This is a genomic window from Sphaerisporangium sp. NBC_01403 (assembly GCF_045040145.1).
Classification (GTDB): domain Bacteria; phylum Actinomycetota; class Actinomycetes; order Streptosporangiales; family Streptosporangiaceae; genus Sphaerisporangium; species Sphaerisporangium viridialbum.
The window spans coordinates 6,415,863-6,435,942 of record NZ_CP109534.1; the positions used below are offsets into that span (position 1 = coordinate 6,415,863).

The following is a 20,080-nucleotide window of genomic DNA, read 5'->3' on the forward strand; positions in this document are numbered from 1 at the left end:
GACGTCACCCCTGTTCGATCATGGAGTCGCGCAGCGCGGCGATCTCGTCCTCGTACGCCTGGCCGATGCTCTCGAGGAAGTCCATGGCCGACTTGGCCTCGGCTTCGTCGATCTTCGACAGGGCGAATCCGACGTGGATGAGGATCCAGTCACCGGGGGCGAGAGCCTCGCCCTCCAGCAGGCCGATGTTGATGGCGCGCCGGACGCCGCACACATCGACTTTCGCGAGATCAGGACGATCCGACAGGATCTCCACGATCTCCCCGGGAATCCCCAGGCACATGGGTCGCCTCCGCGAGCTGGATGGATTCGAGGACGAGGTCGTCGCCGCCCTCGGTGTCGACGTCGGTGGCCCCGCAGGCGGGGCAGACCGCGTAGGGGTCCACCGAGGTGGTCGTGTTCCCGCAGGCCCGGCAGGTGAGCCGGACGGGCAGGGTGACCAGGTCGAGACGGGCGCCCTCGGCCACCGTTCCCTCGGCCACCAGGGCCCAGGCGTCGTTGATCGAGGGCTCGGCAACGCGCAGCAGCGCCCCCACCTGCACCCGCGCCCGGCGTATCCGCCGGCCGTCGGCCCTGCCCTCCACCGCGGCGAGGATCGACTCCGCGATCCCGTATTCATGCATGACTACCTCGCCTCATCTCTTTCGGTTATCACTGGTCTCCACGCCACGATCAACGTCACATCTGCCTGATCTGCATGTAGCGCTTGATGTCGGGAATCGACTGGTAGACCAGCACACCGACCGCCACCAGAGCCGCGAGCGTCATCAACCGTTTGATCATGTCCGTTCCTCCTGTCGGCCCGCGGCGGCGGGCGCCGCCGCGATCTGTTCCTGGATGAGTTCGAGAACCAGGTCGGCGGCCCTCGGCACCGCGTCCGCGACCGGCGGGCTCAGCTCCATGCCGGGCGACACGTCCTGCGGCTCGCAGCCCACGAGCAGCACCTGTCCGGTGCCGCCCAGCGTGTCCGCCAGCGCCAGCACCGCGTCGGGGGTCATGTCGTGGGCGTCGACGAAGGTGCCGGGGGCCTCGCCGGCGGTCGGCCGCAGGACGTACAGCGTGCCGGGCGGGCCTCCGCGGGAGACCGCGTCGACCAGGATCGTGCGGTCGTGGCCCCCGCCGGTGAGCTCGTAGGCCAGATGGACGCCGCGGATGCCGAAGTCGGTCGCCAGGACCCCTTCCGGGAGGTCCCTCTTGGCGAGGAGCCTCGCCACCGCGACGCCGAAGCCGTCGTCGCCCAGGAAGATGTTGCCCACGCCCGCCACGAGGATCTTCATGCGCTCACCTCTCCCAGCTCTCCGCCGGTGAGCGGCTCGATCTCGTCGGGGGCGAAGTACAGGAAGCGGCCGTGGGAGCGGTGCAGGTCGGCTCCGAGGTCGTCGTCGAGCGTGACGGCCAGATACCGCGCTCCGTCGACGTCGAGCAGCACGGCCTCCACCCGGGCGGTCTTCCCGGCGAGGAACATGTCGTGCGCGTCGGCGCGCCGCCTTCCCGGGGTCAGGCGCACGCGGCTGCCCCTGGCGATCTCGACCCCCGCGACGGTCACGCTGTCGGTGTCCGGCGAGGTCCCGGCGTCCGCGGCCGGATCCCACCACGGCGCGGCGGGCGTCGCGGGCGTGCCCAGGTGACGGATCGCGCCGTGCAGGCGTTCCACCAGCTCGGGCGGCAGGTCGCCGGCCCTCTGGATGATCTCGGCCGCCCGGGGGTCGGTGGCCCGCGCCTCCCGCTTCTCCTCCTCGGTCAGCGTGAGCGTCCGCAGGTGGAGCATCTCGTCGATCTCGGTGGAGTCGAACAGGTCGCCCGGGCTCTCCGGCGCGATGTCCGGGTGGTCGTACAGGATGATCGGGGACGACAGCACCACGTCGCGCTGCCCGGGCTCGCCGACGAGCACGGGCCAGGTGTTCTCGTTGCGGCAGCCCTCGGCCGCCGCCCTGGCCCACTCCGGGGGATCCGTCAGCGACAGGAAGTTCCCCGAGGTCACCCCGAGGAGCAGGTGGGCCGCGACCAGCGAGTGCCTCAGCGCCTGCTCGCGCGTCGCCGCCGCTCGTACCGGCTCGGTGACGTTCTCCAGCCGCACGCGGAGCCTCACCAGGCCGTACGGCCCGGGCATCCGCTCGGCCGCGACCCTCAGCACGGCCCGCACCGGCTGGTGCGCGGTCACGACGCGGCCCGGCGTGTCGCCGGAGGCGGAGACGATCGGCTCCTCCGACCGGTCACCGGGCACGCGCACCACGACCGTGCGCTCCGTGCCGAACAGGTGCGGCATGGGCAGCACGGTCTCCACCTCGCGCGCGGTGGCCTCGTCGAAGGTCAGATGCGTCGTGCCGTCGCATTCCAGCTCGTGGACCGGCCGGAAGCCGCCGGGCACCGCGGCCTCCACCCTGCGCTCCTTGACGTGCAGGAAGCGCAGGCGCAGGCGCACGAGCGCGTTGGCCGAGCGTTCGAGCAGGCACTCGGTCACGCTCCTGGAAGGCTCCGCCGTGGCGCTGTACCAGGGGGGCACGAGCACCCCGAACTGCCAGCGCAGCCGGTTCTTCGCGGCCGAGGCACGGTAGGGGTACAGCAGGTACCCCTCGTACAGCACCGCGTCGGCCACCTTGCGGGCCGTGTCCATCGGCACGCTCATCCCCGCGCCTCCTTGAGCAGCACTTCCACGACTTCGTCCCAGGTGGCCAGAGTGCGGTCGGACTTGAACCGCTGCAGCGCGCGCAGCGTGTCCCGGTGCAGCCGCAGCCAGCCGCTCGCCGGGAAGTAGCGGTCGATCATCTCCCGCCACACCGGGACGGGCAGCCCGCAGCGGGCCTCGCAGTGCCAGGGCACCGGCCGCACGGTGAAGCCCTCCCCCGCCTTGGCGAAGACCGTGCCGCTGAAGAGCAGCAGCAGCGGCACGTCGCCCTCGTCCAGCGAGGCGAAGTACTTGCCCGCGGCCACCTCCAGGTCGTAGCTGCACGGCACGGGAAGGTCGACCTCGGTGGCGCCGGTGAACCTCGGGACCATGATCGAGATGTTGGCGAACTGCAGGGGCTTCACCGTGTCCCCCCACCGCGACGGGTGCCCGAACAGGTCCGCGAGCAGCTCGGTCTCGCCGGGGCCGTACCGCCGCCGCTGGGGCTCGATGCGGATCTGGCACCGCAGCGCGATGGCGTGCACGGCCTCGCCCTCCGGCTCGGTGACGCCCAGGCGGAAGAGCAGTGTCGGGGAGGCCGCGTAGGGGTCCACGCGCACGCCGCGGCAGTCGAACCGGATCTCAGACACGACCGCGCCCCTCCGCCCTGGGCGCCGCTCCCGAGGGCACACGGCCCTCGTCGGAAGGCACGCGGCCCTCGCCTGAAGGCACGGGGCCCTCGTCGGCCGACACACGGCCCTCGCCGGCCGGCACCGGCTCGCCGCGGCGGCGCAGCTCCTCGAAGAACCCGTCGATGGCGTCCCACGCCTCCTGCCCGCCGTGGAAGCCCTTCCAGTGCGTCCGCACCAGGCCGACCAGCTCGTAACAGGCGTCGATGGGCACCAGGTGGCACGCGAACCCGCCGGGGCCCCGGTCGATGAGGTACGCCTCGACATCCGCGAGCGCCTCTGGCAGCTCGGGGTTGGCGGCGAGGACGCGGTCCCAGGCCGACAGGTCGAGCAGCGACTCGGTGGCGCCGCCGGGGCTCGGGTAGAAGGCCACGAACCGGTCGAGAGTGGAGTTGCGGAAGAAGAACGCCGTGCGTACCGGGATCTGGAGCTCCTCCCAGTCCGCATCCTCCAGCCGGAACGACGGGACGTACAGATAGCGCTCCGGCACCGCGCGGTACCGCCCGCGCGCGACCTCCCCGCCGCGCGAGAGCAGCAGGACGCAGCCGCGGCAGACGCAGAGCAGCCCGCGGCTCTCGACGTTCACCGCGTGGCCGTGGCGCTCGTCGAGCGCCTCCGCGCACATCTCGCACCGCGGCTCGGCCGGCGGGCGAGGCTCGCGGAAGCGCCGGAGCCCGGCCGGCTCCGCCTGATCGCGCCGCGCCGCGTCGCCTGGGATGTCGGGAGGCGTCACGGGGTCGCCTCCTGCGGCACCGGGCACTCGCCCGGCGGCCGGTGCTGGATCCGCAGGAGCGGGGACGTCGTGTCCGCCACCCCCTCGACCTCCACGCGGGACACCTCGGGCGCGGCCCTGAGCACCGCGCGCTCGATGGAGCCGGTCACCGTCGCCTGCGACGACGCGCACCCGTGGCAGGTGCCGGAAAGGCGCAGCCGTACGACCCCGCCCTCCTCCACGCCGAGCAGCTCCACCCCGCCCTCGTGCAGCCCGAGGTACGGCCGCACGTCGTCGAGCGCGGCGCGGACGCGGTCCGCCGTGCCGAACGGGTGCAGATCATGCAGGGCGAGCAGGCCGGAGACCACCTCGTCGCCGGTGAGCCGCCGGAGCACCTCCGCGGCGTCGCTCTCGACCACGATGCGCATGACGCGCTCCAGCCCCGCGCCGTACAGGTCGACGACGCCGCGCACCAGTTCCTCGGCCTTCGCCCGTGTCGCGGGGCCGGCCATCGTGCCGAGCTCGTCGATCAGCGCCTCAACGCGGTCTCCGGCCACTCGGATGTCATGGTCTTCGCGCATCTGCGCAGGTTCCTCCTTCTGCCGCCGGGGAGCGGTGAGCTTCCCGGCGCCCGACGGCTCAGGTCGCGTTGAAGGCATGGGGACTGTGCAGCTTGCGTAGCTCCTGGCCGTCGCCGAGGTACATGTGCACCCCGCACGGCAGGCAGGGATCGAAGCTGCGCACGGTGCGCATGATGTCGATGCCCTTGAAGGTCTCCGGCGGGTTCTCCTCGAAGATCGGCGTGTTCTGCACCGCGTCCTCGTACGGGCCCGGCGTGCCCGACGGGTCGCGGACGCTGGCGTTCCAGGGCGTCGGCGGGTACGGGTGGTAGTTGGCGATCTTTCCGTTCCTGATCACCATGTGGTGCGACAGCACGCCGCGCACCGCCTCGGTGAACCCGCAGCTGATCGCCTCCTCGGGGACCTCGAACGGCTCCCAGGTCTGCGTGCGCCCCCTTCTCACCTCGTCCAGCCCCCGCTCGACGAAGTACAGCGCGCACGCGGCGGCGTACGCCTGGAAGTAGGAGCGGGCGCGGTTGCGTTCGAGCGCGTTGGACAGCAGCTCGCCGTTGCGCTCGGGGATCTTCCATTCGAACGTCTTCTCGGGCTTGGTGGCGCTCTTCGGAAGGTTGATGAGCACGCTGTGGCCGGTGGACTTGACGTACCCGATGTCCACCTTCCCCGACAGGGCCGTCGACCAGAGGCGGGCGATGGGGCCGCCGCCGGTGTCCAGCGCGAGCAGTTCCTTCCCGTCGAACCAGCGGGGCGACATGACCCAGCTGTACTTGTCGTTGAAGTCGCGCTTCTGCGGGCGGGGAATGGTGTGCTGGTTCCAGGGGTGCCGGATGTCCACCGGGTTGCCCAGCGGGTCGTGGGTGACGAAGGGCTCCTGGCCCTCCCAGTCGTCGTAGTAGGAGCTTCCGAGCAGGATCCGGATGCCGAGGTTGATGTCCACCAGGTTGTTGGTGACGAGGTTCCCGTCGACGATGATGCCGGGCGTCACGAACATCTCGCGACCCCAGGCGTTCATGTTCTCGTAGGTGAAGTCGCAGTACGCCGGGTCGTTCAGGCTGCCCCAGCAGCCCAGCATCACGCGCCTCCGCCCGACCTGCTCGTACCCGGGCAGCGCGTCGTAGAAGAAGTCGAACAGGTCGTCGTGCATCGGCACGACCTTCTTCATGAACTCCACGTACCGCATGAGCCGGGTGAGGTAGTCGGTGAAGAGCTGCACCGTCGCGACCGTCCCGACGCCGCCCGGGTAGAGCGTCGAGGGGTGCACGTGCCTGCCCTCCATCAGGCAGAACATCTCGCGCGTGACCCGGCTCATCACCAGGGCCTCGCGGTAGAACTCGCCTTCCAGCGGGTTGAGCGAGCGCATGATGTCGGCGATGGTCTTGTAGCCGTGCTCGCCCGCGTGCGGGCACTCGGTGCGCTCGGCCAGCTCCAACACCCCGGGGTTCGTCTCGCGGACCATCTTCTCGCAGTAGTCGACCCCCACCAGGTTCTCCTGGTAGATGCAGTGGTCGAACATGTACTCGGCGGACTCGCCGAGGTTGATGATCCACTCGGCCAGCGCCGGGGGCCGCACCCCGTACGCCATGTTCTGCGCGTAGACCGAGCAGGTGGCGTGGTTGTCGCCGCAGATGCCGCAGATGCGGCTGGTGATGAAGTGGGCGTCGCGCGGGTCCTTGCCCTTCATGAAGATGCTGTAGCCCCGGAAGATCGACGAGGTGCTGTAGCACTCCGCGACCTCCTTCTTCTTGAAGTCGATCTTCGCGTAGATGCCCAGGCTGCCGACGATCCGGGTGATCGGATCCCACGCCATCTCGACCAGGTCGGGGTTCTGCTCCGAGGTCGTCATGTCAGCTCCGTCTTCATGTCAGCTCCAGGGCGCCTTGTAGCCGGTGAGCAGGGCGCGGCCCTTGGCACGCCACTTCGGCTCCTTGTCGACCGTTCTGATGGTGATGTCGCGCAGCCTCCGGATGACGCCGCCGTACACCGTGCTGACCGTCGAGGACACGAGAGCCCCCGGAGGCTCGTCCATGAACGGCATGAACTTGTCCGGGAAGCCGGGCATCGTGCACGCGATGCAGATGCCGCCGACGTTGGGACAGCCGCCGATCCCGTTCATCCAGCCGCGCTTGGGCACGTTGCACTTCACGACCGGCCCCCAGCAGCCGATCTTGACCAGGCACTTCGGCGAGCCGTACTCGACGGCGAACTGGCCCTGCTCGTAGTACCCCGCCCGGTCGCACCCCTCGTGCACGGTCTGGCCGAAGAGCCACGTCGGGCGCAGCGCCTCGTCCAGCGGGATCATCGGGGCCTGCCCGTTGAGCTGGTACAGCAGGTACAGCAGCGTCTCGGACATGTTGTCCGGCTGGATCGGGCAGCCCGGCACGTTGACGATCGGCAGCCCGGCCTTCGAGCGCCACTCCCAGCCCAGGTAGTCGGCGACGCCCATCGCGCCGGTCGGGTTGCCCGCCATGGCGTGGATGCCGCCGTACGTGGCGCAGGTGCCGGCCGCGACCACGGCGGTCGCCTGGGGCGCCAGCCGGTCCAGCCACTCGCTGAGGGTCATCGGCTGGCCGGTCTCCGGGTTGTTGCCGAACCCCGACCAGTAGCCCTCCTGCTTGATCGACTCGTTCGGCACCGAGCCCTCGACGACGAGAACGAACGGGTCCAGCCCGCCCTGCGCCGCCAGGAAGTACCACTCGATCATGGCGTCCGCGCCCTGCATCGGCCCGCTGTGGAAGTCGATCAGCGGCCAGTGGACCTCGACCTTGGGCAGGCCAGGGAGCGTTCCGAGGACGATGTCCTCGATGCTCGGCTGCATCGCGGCGGTGAGCGCGACGGAGTCGCCGTCGCAGCTCAGCCCCGCGTTGATCCAAAGTATGTGGACAACGGGCTCTTCCTGCTCCTGTGCAGTGCTGCCCGCTTGCTCAGTCGTCGCGGCCATACCGCCTCCCCCACTCCTGGTCGGTGTCGCTGAACGTCGAGACGCGCTCCTCAGTGGCTGCTCCCTCCGGTTCCCCCGTGGTGCCCGGCCGGTCACCGGCCCGTCGGCGCCCGCGATCCCAGCACGCGCTGCGTGACCTCCCAGAGGACGTGGTAGACCGTCGTCTGCGCCTCCTGGATGCGGTGCACGGACGCCGAAGGGATGACGAACAGGTAGTCGAGGACGTCGAGCTCGGCCAGCTCGGCGAGCCTTCCGCCCTCGTAGCCGGCCAGGCCGACGGTCAGCATGCCCCTGCCCCAGGCCTCCTCGAAGGCCTGGACGAGGTTGGAGGAGCCTCCGCTGGTCGACAGGCCGAGGGCGATGTCGCCCGGCCTGCCGAGCGCCGCGACCTGACGTGCGAAGACGACGTCGAAGCCGACGTCGTTGGACAGCGCGGTGACCAGGGCGACGTCGGTGGTCAGGGAGAGCGCGGGGAGCGGGCGTCCGTGCCGGGGATGCAGGAAGGCGGTGGCCACCTCCTGGGCGTCGGTGCTGCTCCCGCCGTTCCCGAACGTGAAGAGCCTGCCCCCGGCGTCGAACCGGGCCGCCATCGCCTCCGCGCACTCGGCGAGCCGGTCGGTGTACAGCTCCGCCACCTGCTCGCGCAGCCGTACGATCTCCTCGGCCTTCACCTCGGTCGACCAGTTCACGTGCCCCACGGGCGAGGCCGGTCGGCCGGTGCCCCCTTGGTGGCCGTGCCCGGCGCCGCGCGCGTCCCCTGTGTCCCCCGCGAGGTCCGGGTGGGTCGATCGGGCGGCGCGGTCGGCGTAGAGGAAGGGGTACAGGCTGTGGATCCCTTCGGCCGGAGCCCTGTCATCCATGCCCGTCACCCGTCCCCTTCGTGATCACGGCGATCGCCTCCTTGGCGTGCACGAGGACGGTGTCGCCCGCCGCCGCGTCGACCAGCGCCACGCTCACCTGCTCGTGGACGCCGTCGATCTCGGCGATCGCGAGCCCCTGGTCGAGCAGGCGAACCACCAGCGCGGGAAGGGCCTCGTCAGAGCAGGTGAGGCACACATCGGCGAGACAGTTCACGCGTTCGGTCATCTCACGGCCTCCCGGTCGGGCGCCTTTCGCGGGCTGGACTGGGCGAAGAAGACGTGGACGAGCTCCCACAGGACGTGGTAGGCGGTGACGTGGATCTCCTTGACCACCGCGGGGTCGCCGGAGCCCGCGATCAGCACGTGGCCCGCCGCCGGGCTGCGCGCGATGTCGCCGCCGTCGCCGCCCACCAGCGCCATCGTGAACAGCCCCAGCTCGTGAGCCGTCTCAAGACCGCGCAGCACGTTCGCGCAGCACCCGTCGGGCGAGATGCCGAGCGCCATGTCCGAGGGGTCGGCCCAGTGGCGTACCTGGTGGGCGAAGACCTCGTCGAACCCCTCGCGGCTGCCGACGCCCGTCACCGTGGCGGTGTCGTTGCTCAGCGCCATCGCGGGGAGCGCGCGCTTGCCCATGATCACCGGGTGCATGAACTCCACGGCGACATGGGAGGCGTCCGTGCCCGCGCCGCCGTTGCCGAAGACGATCAGCTTCCCGCCCCGGTGGAACCTCGCCGCCATGTCGCGACACGCTTGCGCGATGCGTTCGGAATCCTCGGCGAGGCGGTGTCCCGCGGCGTCTCGCCGGGCGAAGGCCTCGCTGACCGCCAGGCGCGTGGTGGATGTCACAGGCATGTTTACGCTCCGTTATGTACCGTAGTCGTCAGGCTACGGTGCGTACGCACGGAACCGACACCCTAAGCGGGACAACCCGGAGTAAAGGCTTGATCGTGACTGCTGAGGTGATGACGGCCTCGCGGCGTGGAGCCCCCGGGTGGTCTGTGGTCTACGGCGCTTGCGGCGTGTCGGCCGAGGTGTCCCCGTCCGTCGCGCGGCCGAGAGTGCGGTCGAAGACGGTCAGGAGGAGGTAGACCACGCCTGCGCCGAGCATGATCCAGGCGAGGTGGTGCATGCCGCCGGTGTCCGCGCGCTGCCCGAAGGGGCCGCCCAGCAGAGGGCCGATCACGGCGATGGTCTGGTTGGCGACGGCCAGGGCGGTCAGCACCCCACCGGGACTGTCCCTGCCCGGTGCGCTTGGCCTCGCTGCGCAGCAGCGCCATCGCGGCGGGATACCCGGCGCAGGTGCCGAACCCGAGCAGGACCCGCGAGGCGATCAGCACCCCAGGTTCGGCGCCAGGGTGCCGACGACACCGGCGACCCCGACAAGGCTCGTGCTGACGAGGAAGAGCCTGCGCGGCCCGAAGATGTCGATGAGCCGACCCACGACAGGCTGCCCGAGAGCAGTGGCCAGATAGAGGGCCGAGACCAGCCACGCGGTCTGCGAGGGCGGCACGCCCAGCGCGTCGCCGACGGGTACGAGCGTGACCGCGTTATCTGTACAGCTTGGGCTGCTTGACGGGCCCCACTCTGTGATGGCGCACCTGCTGACCGCTGAGGTCCGCGCCGACCTGGAGCGGATGCTGCTGGATGCGGGGTGTGGCAGCGGCGGACGTGGCGAGGCAGCGGTTCACCCGTGTGGATCTCCCCAGGAGAGCCCTCGAGATGGCCTCCGCCGCCGCGCGCTTGTCGCCCTCTATCAGATGCCCGTACAAATCCGTTGGAGATTTCCCCAGGACTACAGCGAGGCCGTCATGCACGGCTCGCCGCCGGGTGGCTCCTCAGGTGGCGGGCGAACCAGTCACGGGCCAGGCGCGCCACCTGGTCGAGCGCGCCCGGCTCCTCGAACAGGTGGGACGCGCCCGCGACTATCGCGAACGCGGTCTCCCCGGGCAGCTTCTCCATCGCCTGGCGGTTGAGCTCGATCACCGTGGTGTCGTACTCGCCGACGATCAGCAGGGTGGGCTGGTGCACCATGCGGAGGAAGTCGCCCGCGAGGTCGGGCCTGCCGCCCCGGGAGACGACCGCCTGCACCGAGGCCGGGCGCTCTGCGGCGGCCACGAGCGCCGCGGCCGCGCCCGTGCTGGCGCCGAAGAGCCCGATGCCGAGCTTCGCGACCGGCTTGTACTGCCCGAGCCAGTCGGCCACCCCGACCAGCCGGGTCGCCAGCAGGCTTATGTCGAAGCGCAGCGCGCCGGTCAGGGCGTCGATCTCCTCCTCCTCGGGGGTGAGCAGGTCCACGAGCACCGTCGCCAGCTCGGCGGAGTGGAGCTCGCCCGCCACGTACCGGTTACGAGGGCTGTGGCGGCTGCTCCCGCTTCCATGCGCGAACAGCACCACACCGTGAGCGGGCTGCGGCACGACGATGTCGGCCCCGAGCGAGACACCCGCCGTGGGAATCGCAATGCTCTCGCGAACCACCATCACGTCCTCCTCATCGCGTCCGCAGGCCCTCAGAGGCCGGGCGGATCGGTCCCGGGGATCTCGCCTCGGCTCCAGCGGGCCGTCCGTTCGAGCGGCTCGACGGCCCGCGTCTCGTCGACGTGGATCACGGCGTCGAACTGGTCGCGCAGGCGGGCCCTGAAGTAGTGGCTCCGCCGCTCTGACTGGGGCCGGTAGACGGCGGCGACCATCCGCTCCAGGCGCGCGGAGCGCAGCACGTCAGCCGATCGCGGGGCCGCTGTGAACGAGATGAAGAAGGCCTTCTGCCCGACCTCGTGGAACAGTTCCTCGTCGCTGTCGGACAGAGCGGGCCTCAGCCACTTGCGCTCCGCCGGGCCGCCCCAGAGGTCCGTCGCGGTGACCGTGCCGGTGTAGGTGGTGAGGCCGATGATCCGGCATCCGCTCCCGTGCCGCTCCCGTGCGAGCTGGCCGAGGTTGATCTCGCCGCGGCACGCCGCCTCCGTCGCCCGGGCGTCCCCCACGTGAGCGTTGTGCGCCCATACGACGATCTTGGCGGGCCGGCCGCGGCGGCGGCCGAGATGGACGGCGAGCGCGTCCAGGGTGTCGGCCATGTGGTGATCTCGCAGGTTCCAGGAGGAGACCCGCCCGCTGAACATCGAGCGGTAGTGCTCGTCGGCCGTCTTCGTGGCCGCCGCGTTCAGCTCCGCGTAGAACAGCTCGTCCTCGGCCGGCAGCCCTTGTCTTCGCGCGGAGTCCATCGCCTGCCGCCTGAGCTCCACCAGCCGCCGGACCACCTCGTCCTCGCAGTCCTCCCCGGCCCCACAGGCGGCCGTGATCCCGTACATCTGGCCGTCACCGCTGCCGAGGTGGTCGAAGCAGGCGTAGCGCTCGCGGGCGCGGGCCGCCGCGGCGGGGTCGACGCCTTCGAGGTAGGTGATCACCTCGTACATCGCCCGGTGGATCTCGTAGAGATCGAGCCCGTAGAAGCCGGCCTTGTCAGAGTGCCCGAGCACCCGGTCGTTGTGCTCGCGCAGCCATCCCACGAAGTCCAGCACCACCGCGTTGCGCCACATCCAGGTCGGGAAGCGCTGGAAGTCGCGCAATGCCTCCTCCGCCGTCGCGTCCTGGCTGAGGCCCTGGACGTACCGGTTGACCCGGTAGGCGTCGGGCCAGTCGGCCTGCACCGCGACGGCGCAGAACCCCTTCTCCTCGATGAGCCGCCTGGTCATGGCGGCGCGGGCCGCGTAGAACTCGTGCGTGCCGTGGGAGGACCCGCCGATCAGCACCAGATGGGCGTCGCCCACGAGGTCGAACAGCGCCTCCGGCGCCGGGATGCCCTCATCCGCCGGCAGGGCCTCCGACCGGATGGCGGTGATCTCCGCACGGCCCTGCCCGCCCGCCCTGGCGGGCGCCGAGGTCGCGGACGCGCGCAGCAGGTCCCGTACGTCCTCGACGGTGACCTCCGTGAAGTCCCAGTACGACTGGTCGGCGGAGAAGAACGGTGACGGGGTGGTCGCGCAGACCACCTCGTCCGCCTCCACCTCCAGCTCCTCGTAGGTGGCCTCGGAGGCGGCGGGCAGCGCGACGACGACGCGCGCGGGGCCCAGCCGGCGCAGGGCCTTGATCGCGGCCCGTACGGCCACCCCCGTCGCGAGGCCGTCGTCGACGAGGATCGCGACCCTGCCGTGGACCTTCCGCGGCGTCAGATCCTGCCGGAAGTGCCGCTCCCAGCGGGTGATCTCGCGTCCCTCCCAGCCGGCGACGTGCTCGACGACCTCCGGGGGGATGGCCAGGCCCCTGATCACGTCGTCGTTGAGCACGAGCGCGCCGTCCCCGGCGATGGCGCCCATCACGAGGTCCTCCTGCCCCGGGACGCCGAGCTTGCGGGCGACGAACACGTCGAGCGGCGCGCCGAGGGCCCTGGCCACCTCGTACCCCGCCGGGGCGCCACCGCGCGGCAGCGCCAGCACCACGAGGTCGTGGCGGCCGCGGTAGTGGTCCAGCAGGCCGGCCAGCGCGCGACCGGCATCTCTGCGGTCGCGGAACAGACGGTCGGGCATGGCGGCCCCCCTAACGTGCTCGGAGGCGGACCACCCTTGGCGCACACCGGCCGGCGTGCGCGCACGCCGATCATGCCGCTGCCGAGGTGGCCTCGGGCGGGCCTGGGCCGTTACCCCGAGCCTACGCCTTCTCCCCGCGCGGGCCCCGGGGCCGTGTGCGACGTGCCTTTACGCGAGGTGAGCCGGCACGCCGGGCCCTATGTCCTGTTTCGCTGGAAATCTTAGTCGAAAAGCGCATTAAGTATGTCTTCGCGTCTTCATCATCGGCAAACGTCGCGCTTTATGGATTATTCCAGCGTTGCCGGGCCAACCCGTTTATCCCTCCCACCTGCGGAGCAGCGGAAACACGTAATTGACACGCCAAAGATCGGCACCGCATAATTACACAGCGGCAACGGAAAGCCCCCGGAACACAGAGCGGTCCTCCCGTTCTGCCCGTTATCGATATGGCGAACATCCCCCCGACCACGGCGAACAGCACACGCGACGCATTCGACCAGCATGTCCGGAGTTTCGTAAGTCTTCCCTTCGCGTCCATCCGGCGACACACGACCGCCCCCGGAAATCGCCGAGATTCACTGCGCACCAGGTTTTCCGACTGCCCTTTTTCCCCATCCAGCGCGACAGTGATTGGTGGTGTGGGTTGTGACCGAGACAACCGACGCAGGAACGAACACCCAAAACGGCCAGGCCCCCCACAACGACCAGACCCAGCAGAGCCTCGCCACCCAAGCGGCACGCAACCTGGCCACCACGACCAAGTCGCAACCGCAGATGCAAAGCATCTCCTCCCGATGGCTACTGCGCATGCTCCCCTGGGTCCACACCCCCGGCGGCGCCTACCGCGTCAACCGCCGCCTCAGCTACGCCATCGGCGACGGACGCCTCAGCTTCACCAACCACGGCACCGACATCCGCGTCGTCCCCCCAGAACTCCGCGAACTCCCCCTGCTACGCCACTTCGACGACGACACCGTCCTAGAAGCACTCGCCAACCGCTTCACCCAAAACCACCACGAACCCGGCGACACCATCACCGAAACCGGCCAACCCGCCGACCACCTCATCCTCATCGCCCACGGCAAAGTCAACAAAATCGGCACCGGCGAATACGGCGACCACACCATCCTCGGCGTCCTCGCAGACGGCGACTACTACGGCGACCACACCCTCACCACCAACAACCCAGCCACCTGGGAACACACCATCAAAGCCGTCACCCCCACCACCACCCTCACCCTCCCCCGCCAAACCTTCCAAGAACTCCTCACCCAATCACCCACCCTCCGCACCCACCTCGAAAACCACCACGCCAACCCCCGCCCCCCACAGAACAAACACGGCGAAGCCCTCATCGAAATCACCTCAGGACACGCCGGAGAACCCCAACTCCCCGGCACCTTCGTCGACTACGAAACCACCCCCCGCGAATACGAACTCAGCGTCGCCCAAACCGTCCTCCGCATCCACACCCGCGTCGCCGACCTCTACAACCAACCCATGAACCAAACCCACCAGCAACTCCGCCTCACCATCGAAGCCCTCCGCGAACGCCAAGAACACGAACTCATCAACAACCCCGAATTCGGCCTCCTCAACAACGCCGACCTCAAACAACGCATCCACACCCGCACCGGCCCACCCACCCCCGACGACCTCGACGAACTGCTGGCCAACGTCTGGAAGAACCCCGCGTTCTTCCTCGCGCACCCGCTGACGATCGCCGCCTTCGGCCGCGAGTGCAGCAACCGCGGCATCTATCCGCAGAGCGTCATGCTCAACGGCCACGCGATCCCCTCCTGGCGCGGAGTCCCGCTGCTCCCCTGCAACAAGATCCCCATCACCAAGACCCGCACCAGCTCCATCCTCGTCATGCGCACCGGAGAAGAGAACCAAGGCGTCATCGGCCTCCACCAGACCGGCCTCCCCGACGAATACGAACCCAGCCTCTCCGTCCGATTCATGGGCATCAACGAACACGCCGTCATGTCCTACCTCGTCAGCGCCTACTACTCCGCCGCCGTCCTCGTCCCCGACGCACTCGGCATCCTCGAACACGTCGAAATCGGCCACTGACCCACGACCACCGACCAGCGGCCACCGCGCAGCCGCTCGGCACGTGCCCGCCGGCGCCGGACGGCCGGCGCGGCACCTCCTCCGTTCAGCGCGACAGTGATTGGTGGTGTGGGTTGTGACCGAGACAACCGACGCAGGAACGAACACCCAAAACGGCCAGGCCCCCCACAACGACCAGACCCAGCAGAGCCTCGCCACCCAAGCGGCACGCAACCTGGCCACCACGACCAAGTCGCAACCGCAGATGCAAAGCATCTCCTCCCGATGGCTACTGCGCATGCTCCCCTGGGTCCACACCCCCGGCGGCGCCTACCGCGTCAACCGCCGCCTCAGCTACGCCATCGGCGACGGACGCCTCAGCTTCACCAACCACGGCACCGACATCCGCGTCGTCCCCCCAGAACTCCGCGAACTCCCCCTGCTACGCCACTTCGACGACGACACCGTCCTAGAAGCACTCGCCAACCGCTTCACCCAAAACCACCACGAACCCGGCGACACCATCACCGAAACCGGCCAACCCGCCGACCACCTCATCCTCATCGCCCACGGCAAAGTCAACAAAATCGGCACCGGCGAATACGGCGACCACACCATCCTCGGCGTCCTCGCAGACGGCGACTACTACGGCGACCACACCCTCACCACCAACAACCCAGCCACCTGGGAACACACCATCAAAGCCGTCACCCCCACCACCACCCTCACCCTCCCCCGCCAAACCTTCCAAGAACTCCTCACCCAATCACCCACCCTCCGCACCCACCTCGAAAACCACCACGCCAACCCCCGCCCCCCACAGAACAAACACGGCGAAGCCCTCATCGAAATCACCTCAGGACACGCCGGAGAACCCCAACTCCCCGGCACCTTCGTCGACTACGAAACCACCCCCCGCGAATACGAACTCAGCGTCGCCCAAACCATCCTCCGCATCCACACCCGCGTCGCCGACCTCTACAACCAACCCATGAACCAAACCCACCAGCAACTCCGCCTCACCATCGAAGCCCTCCGCGAACGCCAAGAACACGAACTCATCAACAACCCCGAATTCGGCCTCCTCAACAACGCCGACCTCAAACAACGCATCCACACCCGCACCGGCCCACCCACCCCCGACGACCTCGACGAACTGCTCTGCAGGCGAAGAAAGTCCCATTTCTTCGTGGCGCATCCGGAGACCATCGCGGCCTTCGGCCGCGAATGCAACCGGCGTGGTGTGTATCCGCAGAGCGTCGAGATCGACGGTCACGCGATCCCCTCCTGGCGCGGAGTCCCGCTGCTCCCCTGCAACAAGATCCCCATCACCAAGACCCGCACCAGCTCCATCCTCGTCATGCGCACCGGAGAAGAGAACCAAGGCGTCATCGGCCTCCACCAGACCGGCCTCCCCGACGAATACGAACCCAGCCTCTCCGTCCGATTCATGGGCATCAACGAACACGCCGTCATGTCCTACCTCGTCAGCGCCTACTACTCCGCCGCCGTCCTCGTCCCCGACGCACTCGGCATCCTCGAACACGTCGAAATCGGCCACTGACCCACAACCGGATCCCCCACGGAAACGCCAGGCGGCCGTTCGCGTCGCCCGGCTCTTCCAGGCGTATCCACGAGACCTCATCGCGGCCTCCGGGATCACGGCCGTCCATGGGCGAAAACTCGGCCCGGTTTTACAGTGAAGAGACCAGCTTTCTGTGGTCACAACGGAGATTGACTGCGATAAGTGTGATGAAGTCGATGAAAGTCCTCCCCGGCGTGCTCGGGACTTTCGAACACGCCCAGTTCAGGCACGGAGGGAAGGGGTCGCGCGTATGACCAAGGTGATGACCACGGGCCGGCCGGCGCACGAGGTGCTGGCCTGGAGCCGCGACCTGGCCGGCCCCGCACTGCGGTCCGCGGTGGAGACCTTGCCCGCGTCGATGCGGCGCATAGCCGGCTACCACTTCGGCTGGCAGGACGAGCACGGACATCCCACCACCGGCAGCGGCAGCGGCGGCGGCAAAGCCATCCGGCCCGCGCTCGTCCTGCTGTCGGCCGAAGCGGTCGGAGTCCCCACCGGCACTCCGTCAGCGGTGCCGGCCGGCCCCGGCGGTCCCGTCGGCTCGGCGATCGGCCCCAGCGGTCCCAATGGCTCCAGCAGCTCCGGTACTTCCGGTACTTCCGGTGCTTCCGGTGACCACGGTGGTTCCGGCGGTGCCGGCGGTGCCGGTCTGGGAGCCGCTTTGGGTGCGCCCGGGGGGCTCAACCTCGGGGCCATGTCGGCGGCGGTCGCCGTGGAGCTGGTGCACAACTTCTCCCTGCTGCACGACGACGTGATGGACGGCGACGTGACCCGCCGTCACCGTCCCACGGCCTGGAGCGTGTTCGGCGTGAGCGCGGCCATCCTGGCCGGTGACGCCCTGCTGACCCTGGCGTTCGACGTGCTCGGCGCCGACGGCCACCCCGCCGCCCCGGACGGGGCGCGGGTGCTCGGCGCCGCGGTGCTCGACCTGGTCGAGGGCCAGAGCGCTGACACCGCCTTCGAAGCGCGGGCCGAGGTGAGCCTGCCCGAGTGCGTGAGCATGGCGGAGGGCAAGACGGGGGCCCTGCTGGGCGGGGCCTGCGCGCTCGGCGCCCTGTTCGGCGGGGGCACCCCGGAGCAGATCGAGCATCTGCGAGGGTTCGGCGACCGCCTCGGGCTGGCCTTCCAGCTCGTGGACGACCTCCTCGGCATCTGGGGCGATCCGGCGGTGACCGGCAAGCCCGTCTACTCCGACCTGCGCAACCGGAAGAAGTCCCTGCCCGTGGTCGCCGCCCTGGCCTCCGGCACTCCGGCAGGTGACGAGCTGGCGGCGCTCTACCGCCGCGACCAGGAGCTCACCGGTCCCGATCTCGTCCACGCCGCCGAGCTCATCGAGGCGGCGGGCGGCCGTGCCTGGAGCCAGTCCCGGGCCGACGACCTGCTGGTCGAGGCGCTCGGTCACCTGACGTCCGCCGACCCCGTGCCGAGGGCCGCCACCGAACTCACCACTCTCGCCCACCTGGTGACCCACCGCGACCACTGAGCCAAGAGCTCAACGGGTGAGCGCCGTGACGATGCGGTCGAGGGTGGCGAGGTCGACGGGGTCGAGGTCGCGCAGGGGTGGAGGCGGCTCACCGAGTATCGCCTCGGCGAGCGCGGCGGCCTTCTCCCCCTCGGCGGTCACGGTCACGGTCTTCTGGCGGCGGTCCTGCGGGTGCACGTCGCGCACCACCATGCCGCGCCGTACGAGATCGTCCACGACGAGCGTGGTGTAGGGAGCGTCCGTGCTGAGCTCGGCGGCGAGCTGCCGCATCGTGAGCGGGGCCACGGCGAGCCGGCGCAGCGCCTTGGCCCTGATGAAGCTCATGTCGAGCGCGTCGCAGACCTCCTTGCGCCGGTCGTACCGGTCGAGGACGAGAGCGCGCATGCCGTGCCAGACACGGGTGGCCATCTGGGGATCGTGGCTCATGACGTGACGGGAATCCTCGTGTCGTCGACGGTGAGGCGCGCCGCGGTCCGCTCCGCGGTGCCCTTCGCCCATCTGCCCGTGGTGATGATACCCAGCAGGAGCACGATCGCCCCGTATCCGGCGACGATCCACCAGCCCGCCAGGCTGGCCCCGGTGAATCCCTCCCGCAGGGATCCCGTCATGCCGAACGCCAGCACCGACCCGGCGACGGCCACGCCGAGCGACTGGCCGACCTGGCGGCTGGTCGAGGCGACCGCCGCCGCGACCCCGGCCTGCGTCACGGGCATGCCCGACACGGCGGTGTTGGTTACGGGCGCGTTGACCATGGCGAACCCGAAGCCGAAGACCGTGTAGGCGGCGAGCAGCCAGGGAATCGGCGTGGTCGCGGTCAGCCGGGTCAGCATCAGGCCGCTGGCGGTGATGGCGATGCCCGCCATGATCAGCGAGGGCCGTGAGCCACGCTCGCCGACCAGCCTGCCGGACAGCGGGGCGAACACCACCGCCATCGCCGCGATCGGCAGCGTGCACAGCCCCGCGTGGAACGGCGACAGCTCCCGCACATCCTGCAGGTAGAGCGTGTTGAGGAACAGGAACGCGCCGAACCCCGAGAACGCGCTCACCGCGATGACCGACGCCCCGGAGAAGGGGACGCTGCGGAAGAAGCGCAGCTCGATCAGGGGTTCCGGGCGGCGCAGCTCGTACACGATCAGGGCGGCCAGCGCGGCCACGGCGGCGACGGAGCACGCGATGATCACCGGAGAGCCCCAGCCCTTGCTCGGCACCTCGATGATCGCGTAGGTGAGCGAGGCCAGCATGACGACGACCAGCACCTGTCCCACGGGGTCGATCCTGCGGGGACGCGGCGACCGCGACTCCGGGACGAACAGGGCGGTGAGCAGCAGGGCCACCACCGCCACCGGCACGTTGATCCAGAAGATCGACCGCCAGCCGGTCGAGTCGACGAGCACGCCGCCGACGACCGGGCCGAGCGCCATGCTGATCCCGACCACTCCTCCCCACACGCCGATCGCCCGGGCGCGTTCCTTCGGCTCGGTGAAGGTGTTCGTGATGATCGACATGGCGACCGGGTTGAGCATCGAGCCGCCGATCGCCTGGAGCACCCGGAAGGCCACCAGCCAGCCGAGGCTCGGCGCGAGGCCGCAGAGCAGCGAGCCCACCGCGAACACCACCAGGCCGAGCTGGAAGGTCCTGCGGCGCCCGACGCGGTCGGCCGTCGAGCCGGACAGCAACAGAAGGCTCGCCAGCACGAGGGTGTAGGCGTCGATGGTCCACTGCATCCCCGACACCGGCGCGTGCAGGTCGCGCTCGATCGACGGGAGGGCGACGTTCACGATGGTGTTGTCGAGCCCGACGATGAGCAGGCTCATGCAGCAGATCAGCAGGACGAGCATGCGCCTGCGGCGGCCGAGCTCGGTCACGTCCCTCCAAGAGGTTGTAGGCGTACAACGGTTACAACAGTACAACCAATGCCGCCAATAGCCTGATTTATGCCTATGACCTGCGGATATATGGCTGATGTCCGGGGAAGAACGACTGTCGTGGGGGCGTGCGATGGCCGGTTACCCGCGACGGATCCCGCTCTGGGGCCGTTGAAGGGTGCCGCGCAGCGCG

Annotated in this window: 22 protein-coding genes; 3 read left to right on the top strand and 19 right to left on the bottom strand. The window is 69.7% G+C overall.

Annotation, left to right across the window (positions count from 1 at the left end; genetic code table 11):
• Positions 1 to 4: 4 nt before the first annotated feature.
• The 17 genes from OG589_RS28570 to OG589_RS28650 form a co-directional block, all read right to left on the bottom strand.
• Positions 5 to 256, bottom strand: coding sequence for a HypC/HybG/HupF family hydrogenase formation chaperone (locus OG589_RS28570; protein WP_405140874.1), 252 nt, complete (start codon positions 254 to 256; stop codon positions 5 to 7).
• Entirely contained in the window at positions 231 to 623 is a 393-nt protein-coding gene (locus tag OG589_RS28575) for a hydrogenase maturation nickel metallochaperone HypA (RefSeq protein ID WP_405140875.1), read from the bottom strand. Before OG589_RS28575 ends, OG589_RS28570 begins: the two co-directional genes overlap by 26 nt.
• Positions 624 to 678: 55 nt before the next feature.
• Positions 679 to 783 (bottom strand): DUF6893 family small protein, encoded by a 105-nt coding sequence (locus OG589_RS28580; RefSeq protein WP_405140876.1) that lies wholly within the window; start codon positions 781 to 783, stop codon positions 679 to 681.
• Positions 780 to 1,277, bottom strand: coding sequence for a hydrogenase maturation protease (locus OG589_RS28585; RefSeq protein WP_405140877.1), 498 nt, complete (start codon positions 1,275 to 1,277; stop codon positions 780 to 782). Before OG589_RS28585 ends, OG589_RS28580 begins: the two co-directional genes overlap by 4 nt.
• Positions 1,274 to 2,626, bottom strand: coding sequence for a hypothetical protein (locus OG589_RS28590; RefSeq protein ID WP_405140878.1), 1,353 nt, complete (start codon positions 2,624 to 2,626; stop codon positions 1,274 to 1,276). The genes OG589_RS28585 and OG589_RS28590 overlap by 4 nt, the downstream gene beginning before the upstream one ends.
• Positions 2,623 to 3,255, bottom strand: a complete 633-nt coding sequence (locus OG589_RS28595; RefSeq protein WP_405140879.1) for a DUF6084 family protein — start codon at positions 3,253 to 3,255, stop codon at positions 2,623 to 2,625. The genes OG589_RS28590 and OG589_RS28595 overlap by 4 nt, the downstream gene beginning before the upstream one ends.
• Complete coding sequence (locus tag OG589_RS28600) at positions 3,248 to 4,027, bottom strand: DUF5947 family protein (protein ID WP_405140880.1); 780 nt, start codon at positions 4,025 to 4,027, stop codon at positions 3,248 to 3,250. Before OG589_RS28600 ends, OG589_RS28595 begins: the two co-directional genes overlap by 8 nt.
• Positions 4,024 to 4,587 (bottom strand): NifU family protein, encoded by a 564-nt coding sequence (locus OG589_RS28605; RefSeq protein WP_405140881.1) that lies wholly within the window; start codon positions 4,585 to 4,587, stop codon positions 4,024 to 4,026. The genes OG589_RS28600 and OG589_RS28605 overlap by 4 nt, the downstream gene beginning before the upstream one ends.
• Before the next feature lie 58 nt (positions 4,588 to 4,645).
• Positions 4,646 to 6,427 (bottom strand): nickel-dependent hydrogenase large subunit, encoded by a 1,782-nt coding sequence (locus OG589_RS28610; RefSeq protein ID WP_405140882.1) that lies wholly within the window; start codon positions 6,425 to 6,427, stop codon positions 4,646 to 4,648.
• An 18-nt stretch (positions 6,428 to 6,445) separates the two neighbouring features.
• Complete coding sequence (locus OG589_RS28615; protein WP_405140883.1) at positions 6,446 to 7,522, bottom strand: hydrogenase expression protein HypE; 1,077 nt, start codon at positions 7,520 to 7,522, stop codon at positions 6,446 to 6,448.
• 92 nt (positions 7,523 to 7,614) lie between these two features.
• Positions 7,615 to 8,382, bottom strand: coding sequence for an SIS domain-containing protein (locus OG589_RS28620; protein WP_405140884.1), 768 nt, complete (start codon positions 8,380 to 8,382; stop codon positions 7,615 to 7,617).
• A complete protein-coding gene (locus tag OG589_RS28625; RefSeq protein WP_405140885.1) occupies positions 8,375 to 8,608 on the bottom strand; it encodes a HypC/HybG/HupF family hydrogenase formation chaperone in 234 nt (77 codons plus the stop codon). The genes OG589_RS28620 and OG589_RS28625 overlap by 8 nt, the downstream gene beginning before the upstream one ends.
• Entirely contained in the window at positions 8,605 to 9,234 is a 630-nt protein-coding gene (locus OG589_RS28630; protein WP_405140886.1) for an SIS domain-containing protein, read from the bottom strand. The genes OG589_RS28625 and OG589_RS28630 overlap by 4 nt, the downstream gene beginning before the upstream one ends.
• A 151-nt stretch (positions 9,235 to 9,385) precedes the next feature.
• On the bottom strand, positions 9,386 to 9,604 hold the full coding sequence (locus OG589_RS28635) for a hypothetical protein (RefSeq protein ID WP_405140887.1): 219 nt from the start codon (positions 9,602 to 9,604) through the stop codon (positions 9,386 to 9,388).
• 108 nt (positions 9,605 to 9,712) lie between these two features.
• Positions 9,713 to 10,042 (bottom strand): MFS transporter, encoded by a 330-nt coding sequence (locus tag OG589_RS28640; protein WP_405152144.1) that lies wholly within the window; start codon positions 10,040 to 10,042, stop codon positions 9,713 to 9,715.
• A gap of 146 nt (positions 10,043 to 10,188) precedes the next feature.
• Positions 10,189 to 10,860: a dienelactone hydrolase family protein gene (locus tag OG589_RS28645; protein WP_405140888.1), complete on the bottom strand. Its 672-nt coding sequence runs from the start codon at positions 10,858 to 10,860 to the stop codon at positions 10,189 to 10,191.
• A gap of 29 nt (positions 10,861 to 10,889) precedes the next feature.
• Positions 10,890 to 12,899, bottom strand: coding sequence for an erythromycin esterase family protein (locus OG589_RS28650; RefSeq protein WP_405140889.1), 2,010 nt, complete (start codon positions 12,897 to 12,899; stop codon positions 10,890 to 10,892).
• Positions 12,900 to 13,544: 645 nt separating this feature from the next.
• On the opposite strand from OG589_RS28650, the gene OG589_RS28655 reads away from it, so the two are divergent.
• The 3 genes from OG589_RS28655 to OG589_RS28665 all read left to right on the top strand — a co-directional run bounded on the left by OG589_RS28655 (position 13,545) and on the right by OG589_RS28665 (position 18,022).
• On the top strand, positions 13,545 to 14,975 hold the full coding sequence (locus OG589_RS28655; RefSeq protein WP_405140890.1) for a family 2B encapsulin nanocompartment shell protein: 1,431 nt from the start codon (positions 13,545 to 13,547) through the stop codon (positions 14,973 to 14,975).
• Between the two features lie 115 nt (positions 14,976 to 15,090).
• Entirely contained in the window at positions 15,091 to 16,518 is a 1,428-nt protein-coding gene (locus OG589_RS28660; protein ID WP_405152145.1) for a family 2B encapsulin nanocompartment shell protein, read from the top strand.
• A gap of 271 nt (positions 16,519 to 16,789) precedes the next feature.
• On the top strand, positions 16,790 to 18,022 hold the full coding sequence (locus OG589_RS28665) for a family 2 encapsulin nanocompartment cargo protein polyprenyl transferase (RefSeq protein ID WP_405140891.1): 1,233 nt from the start codon (positions 16,790 to 16,792) through the stop codon (positions 18,020 to 18,022).
• 9 nt (positions 18,023 to 18,031) lie between these two features.
• Here the strand turns inward: OG589_RS28665 and OG589_RS28670 are convergent, their stop codons facing one another.
• On the bottom strand, positions 18,032 to 18,448 hold the full coding sequence (locus OG589_RS28670) for a MarR family winged helix-turn-helix transcriptional regulator (RefSeq protein ID WP_405140892.1): 417 nt from the start codon (positions 18,446 to 18,448) through the stop codon (positions 18,032 to 18,034).
• Positions 18,445 to 19,887 (bottom strand): MFS transporter, encoded by a 1,443-nt coding sequence (locus OG589_RS28675; RefSeq protein ID WP_405140893.1) that lies wholly within the window; start codon positions 19,885 to 19,887, stop codon positions 18,445 to 18,447. Before OG589_RS28675 ends, OG589_RS28670 begins: the two co-directional genes overlap by 4 nt.
• Positions 19,888 to 20,080: the final 193 nt, after the last annotated feature.

What these genes read in the sequence shown, in the direction of transcription:
- OG589_RS28575 (WP_405140875.1), bottom strand. Translation starts at nt 623, where the DNA reads ATGCATGAATACGGGATCGCGGAGTCGATCCTCGCCGCGGTGGAGGGC.
- OG589_RS28580 (WP_405140876.1), bottom strand. Translation starts at nt 783, where the DNA reads ATGATCAAACGGTTGATGACGCTCGCGGCTCTGGTGGCGGTCGGTGTG.
- OG589_RS28585 (WP_405140877.1), bottom strand. Translation starts at nt 1,277, where the DNA reads ATGAAGATCCTCGTGGCGGGCGTGGGCAACATCTTCCTGGGCGACGAC.
- OG589_RS28590 (WP_405140878.1), bottom strand. Translation starts at nt 2,626, where the DNA reads ATGAGCGTGCCGATGGACACGGCCCGCAAGGTGGCCGACGCGGTGCTG.
- OG589_RS28605 (WP_405140881.1), bottom strand. Translation starts at nt 4,587, where the DNA reads ATGCGCGAAGACCATGACATCCGAGTGGCCGGAGACCGCGTTGAGGCG.
- OG589_RS28610 (WP_405140882.1), bottom strand. Translation starts at nt 6,427, where the DNA reads ATGACGACCTCGGAGCAGAACCCCGACCTGGTCGAGATGGCGTGGGAT.
- OG589_RS28615 (WP_405140883.1), bottom strand. Translation starts at nt 7,522, where the DNA reads ATGGCCGCGACGACTGAGCAAGCGGGCAGCACTGCACAGGAGCAGGAA.
- OG589_RS28620 (WP_405140884.1), bottom strand. Translation starts at nt 8,382, where the DNA reads ATGGATGACAGGGCTCCGGCCGAAGGGATCCACAGCCTGTACCCCTTC.
- OG589_RS28625 (WP_405140885.1), bottom strand. Translation starts at nt 8,608, where the DNA reads ATGACCGAACGCGTGAACTGTCTCGCCGATGTGTGCCTCACCTGCTCT.
- OG589_RS28630 (WP_405140886.1), bottom strand. Translation starts at nt 9,234, where the DNA reads ATGCCTGTGACATCCACCACGCGCCTGGCGGTCAGCGAGGCCTTCGCC.
- OG589_RS28645 (WP_405140888.1), bottom strand. Translation starts at nt 10,860, where the DNA reads ATGGTGGTTCGCGAGAGCATTGCGATTCCCACGGCGGGTGTCTCGCTC.
- OG589_RS28650 (WP_405140889.1), bottom strand. Translation starts at nt 12,899, where the DNA reads ATGCCCGACCGTCTGTTCCGCGACCGCAGAGATGCCGGTCGCGCGCTG.
- OG589_RS28665 (WP_405140891.1), top strand. Translation starts at nt 16,790, where the DNA reads ATGACCAAGGTGATGACCACGGGCCGGCCGGCGCACGAGGTGCTGGCC.
- OG589_RS28670 (WP_405140892.1), bottom strand. Translation starts at nt 18,448, where the DNA reads ATGAGCCACGATCCCCAGATGGCCACCCGTGTCTGGCACGGCATGCGC.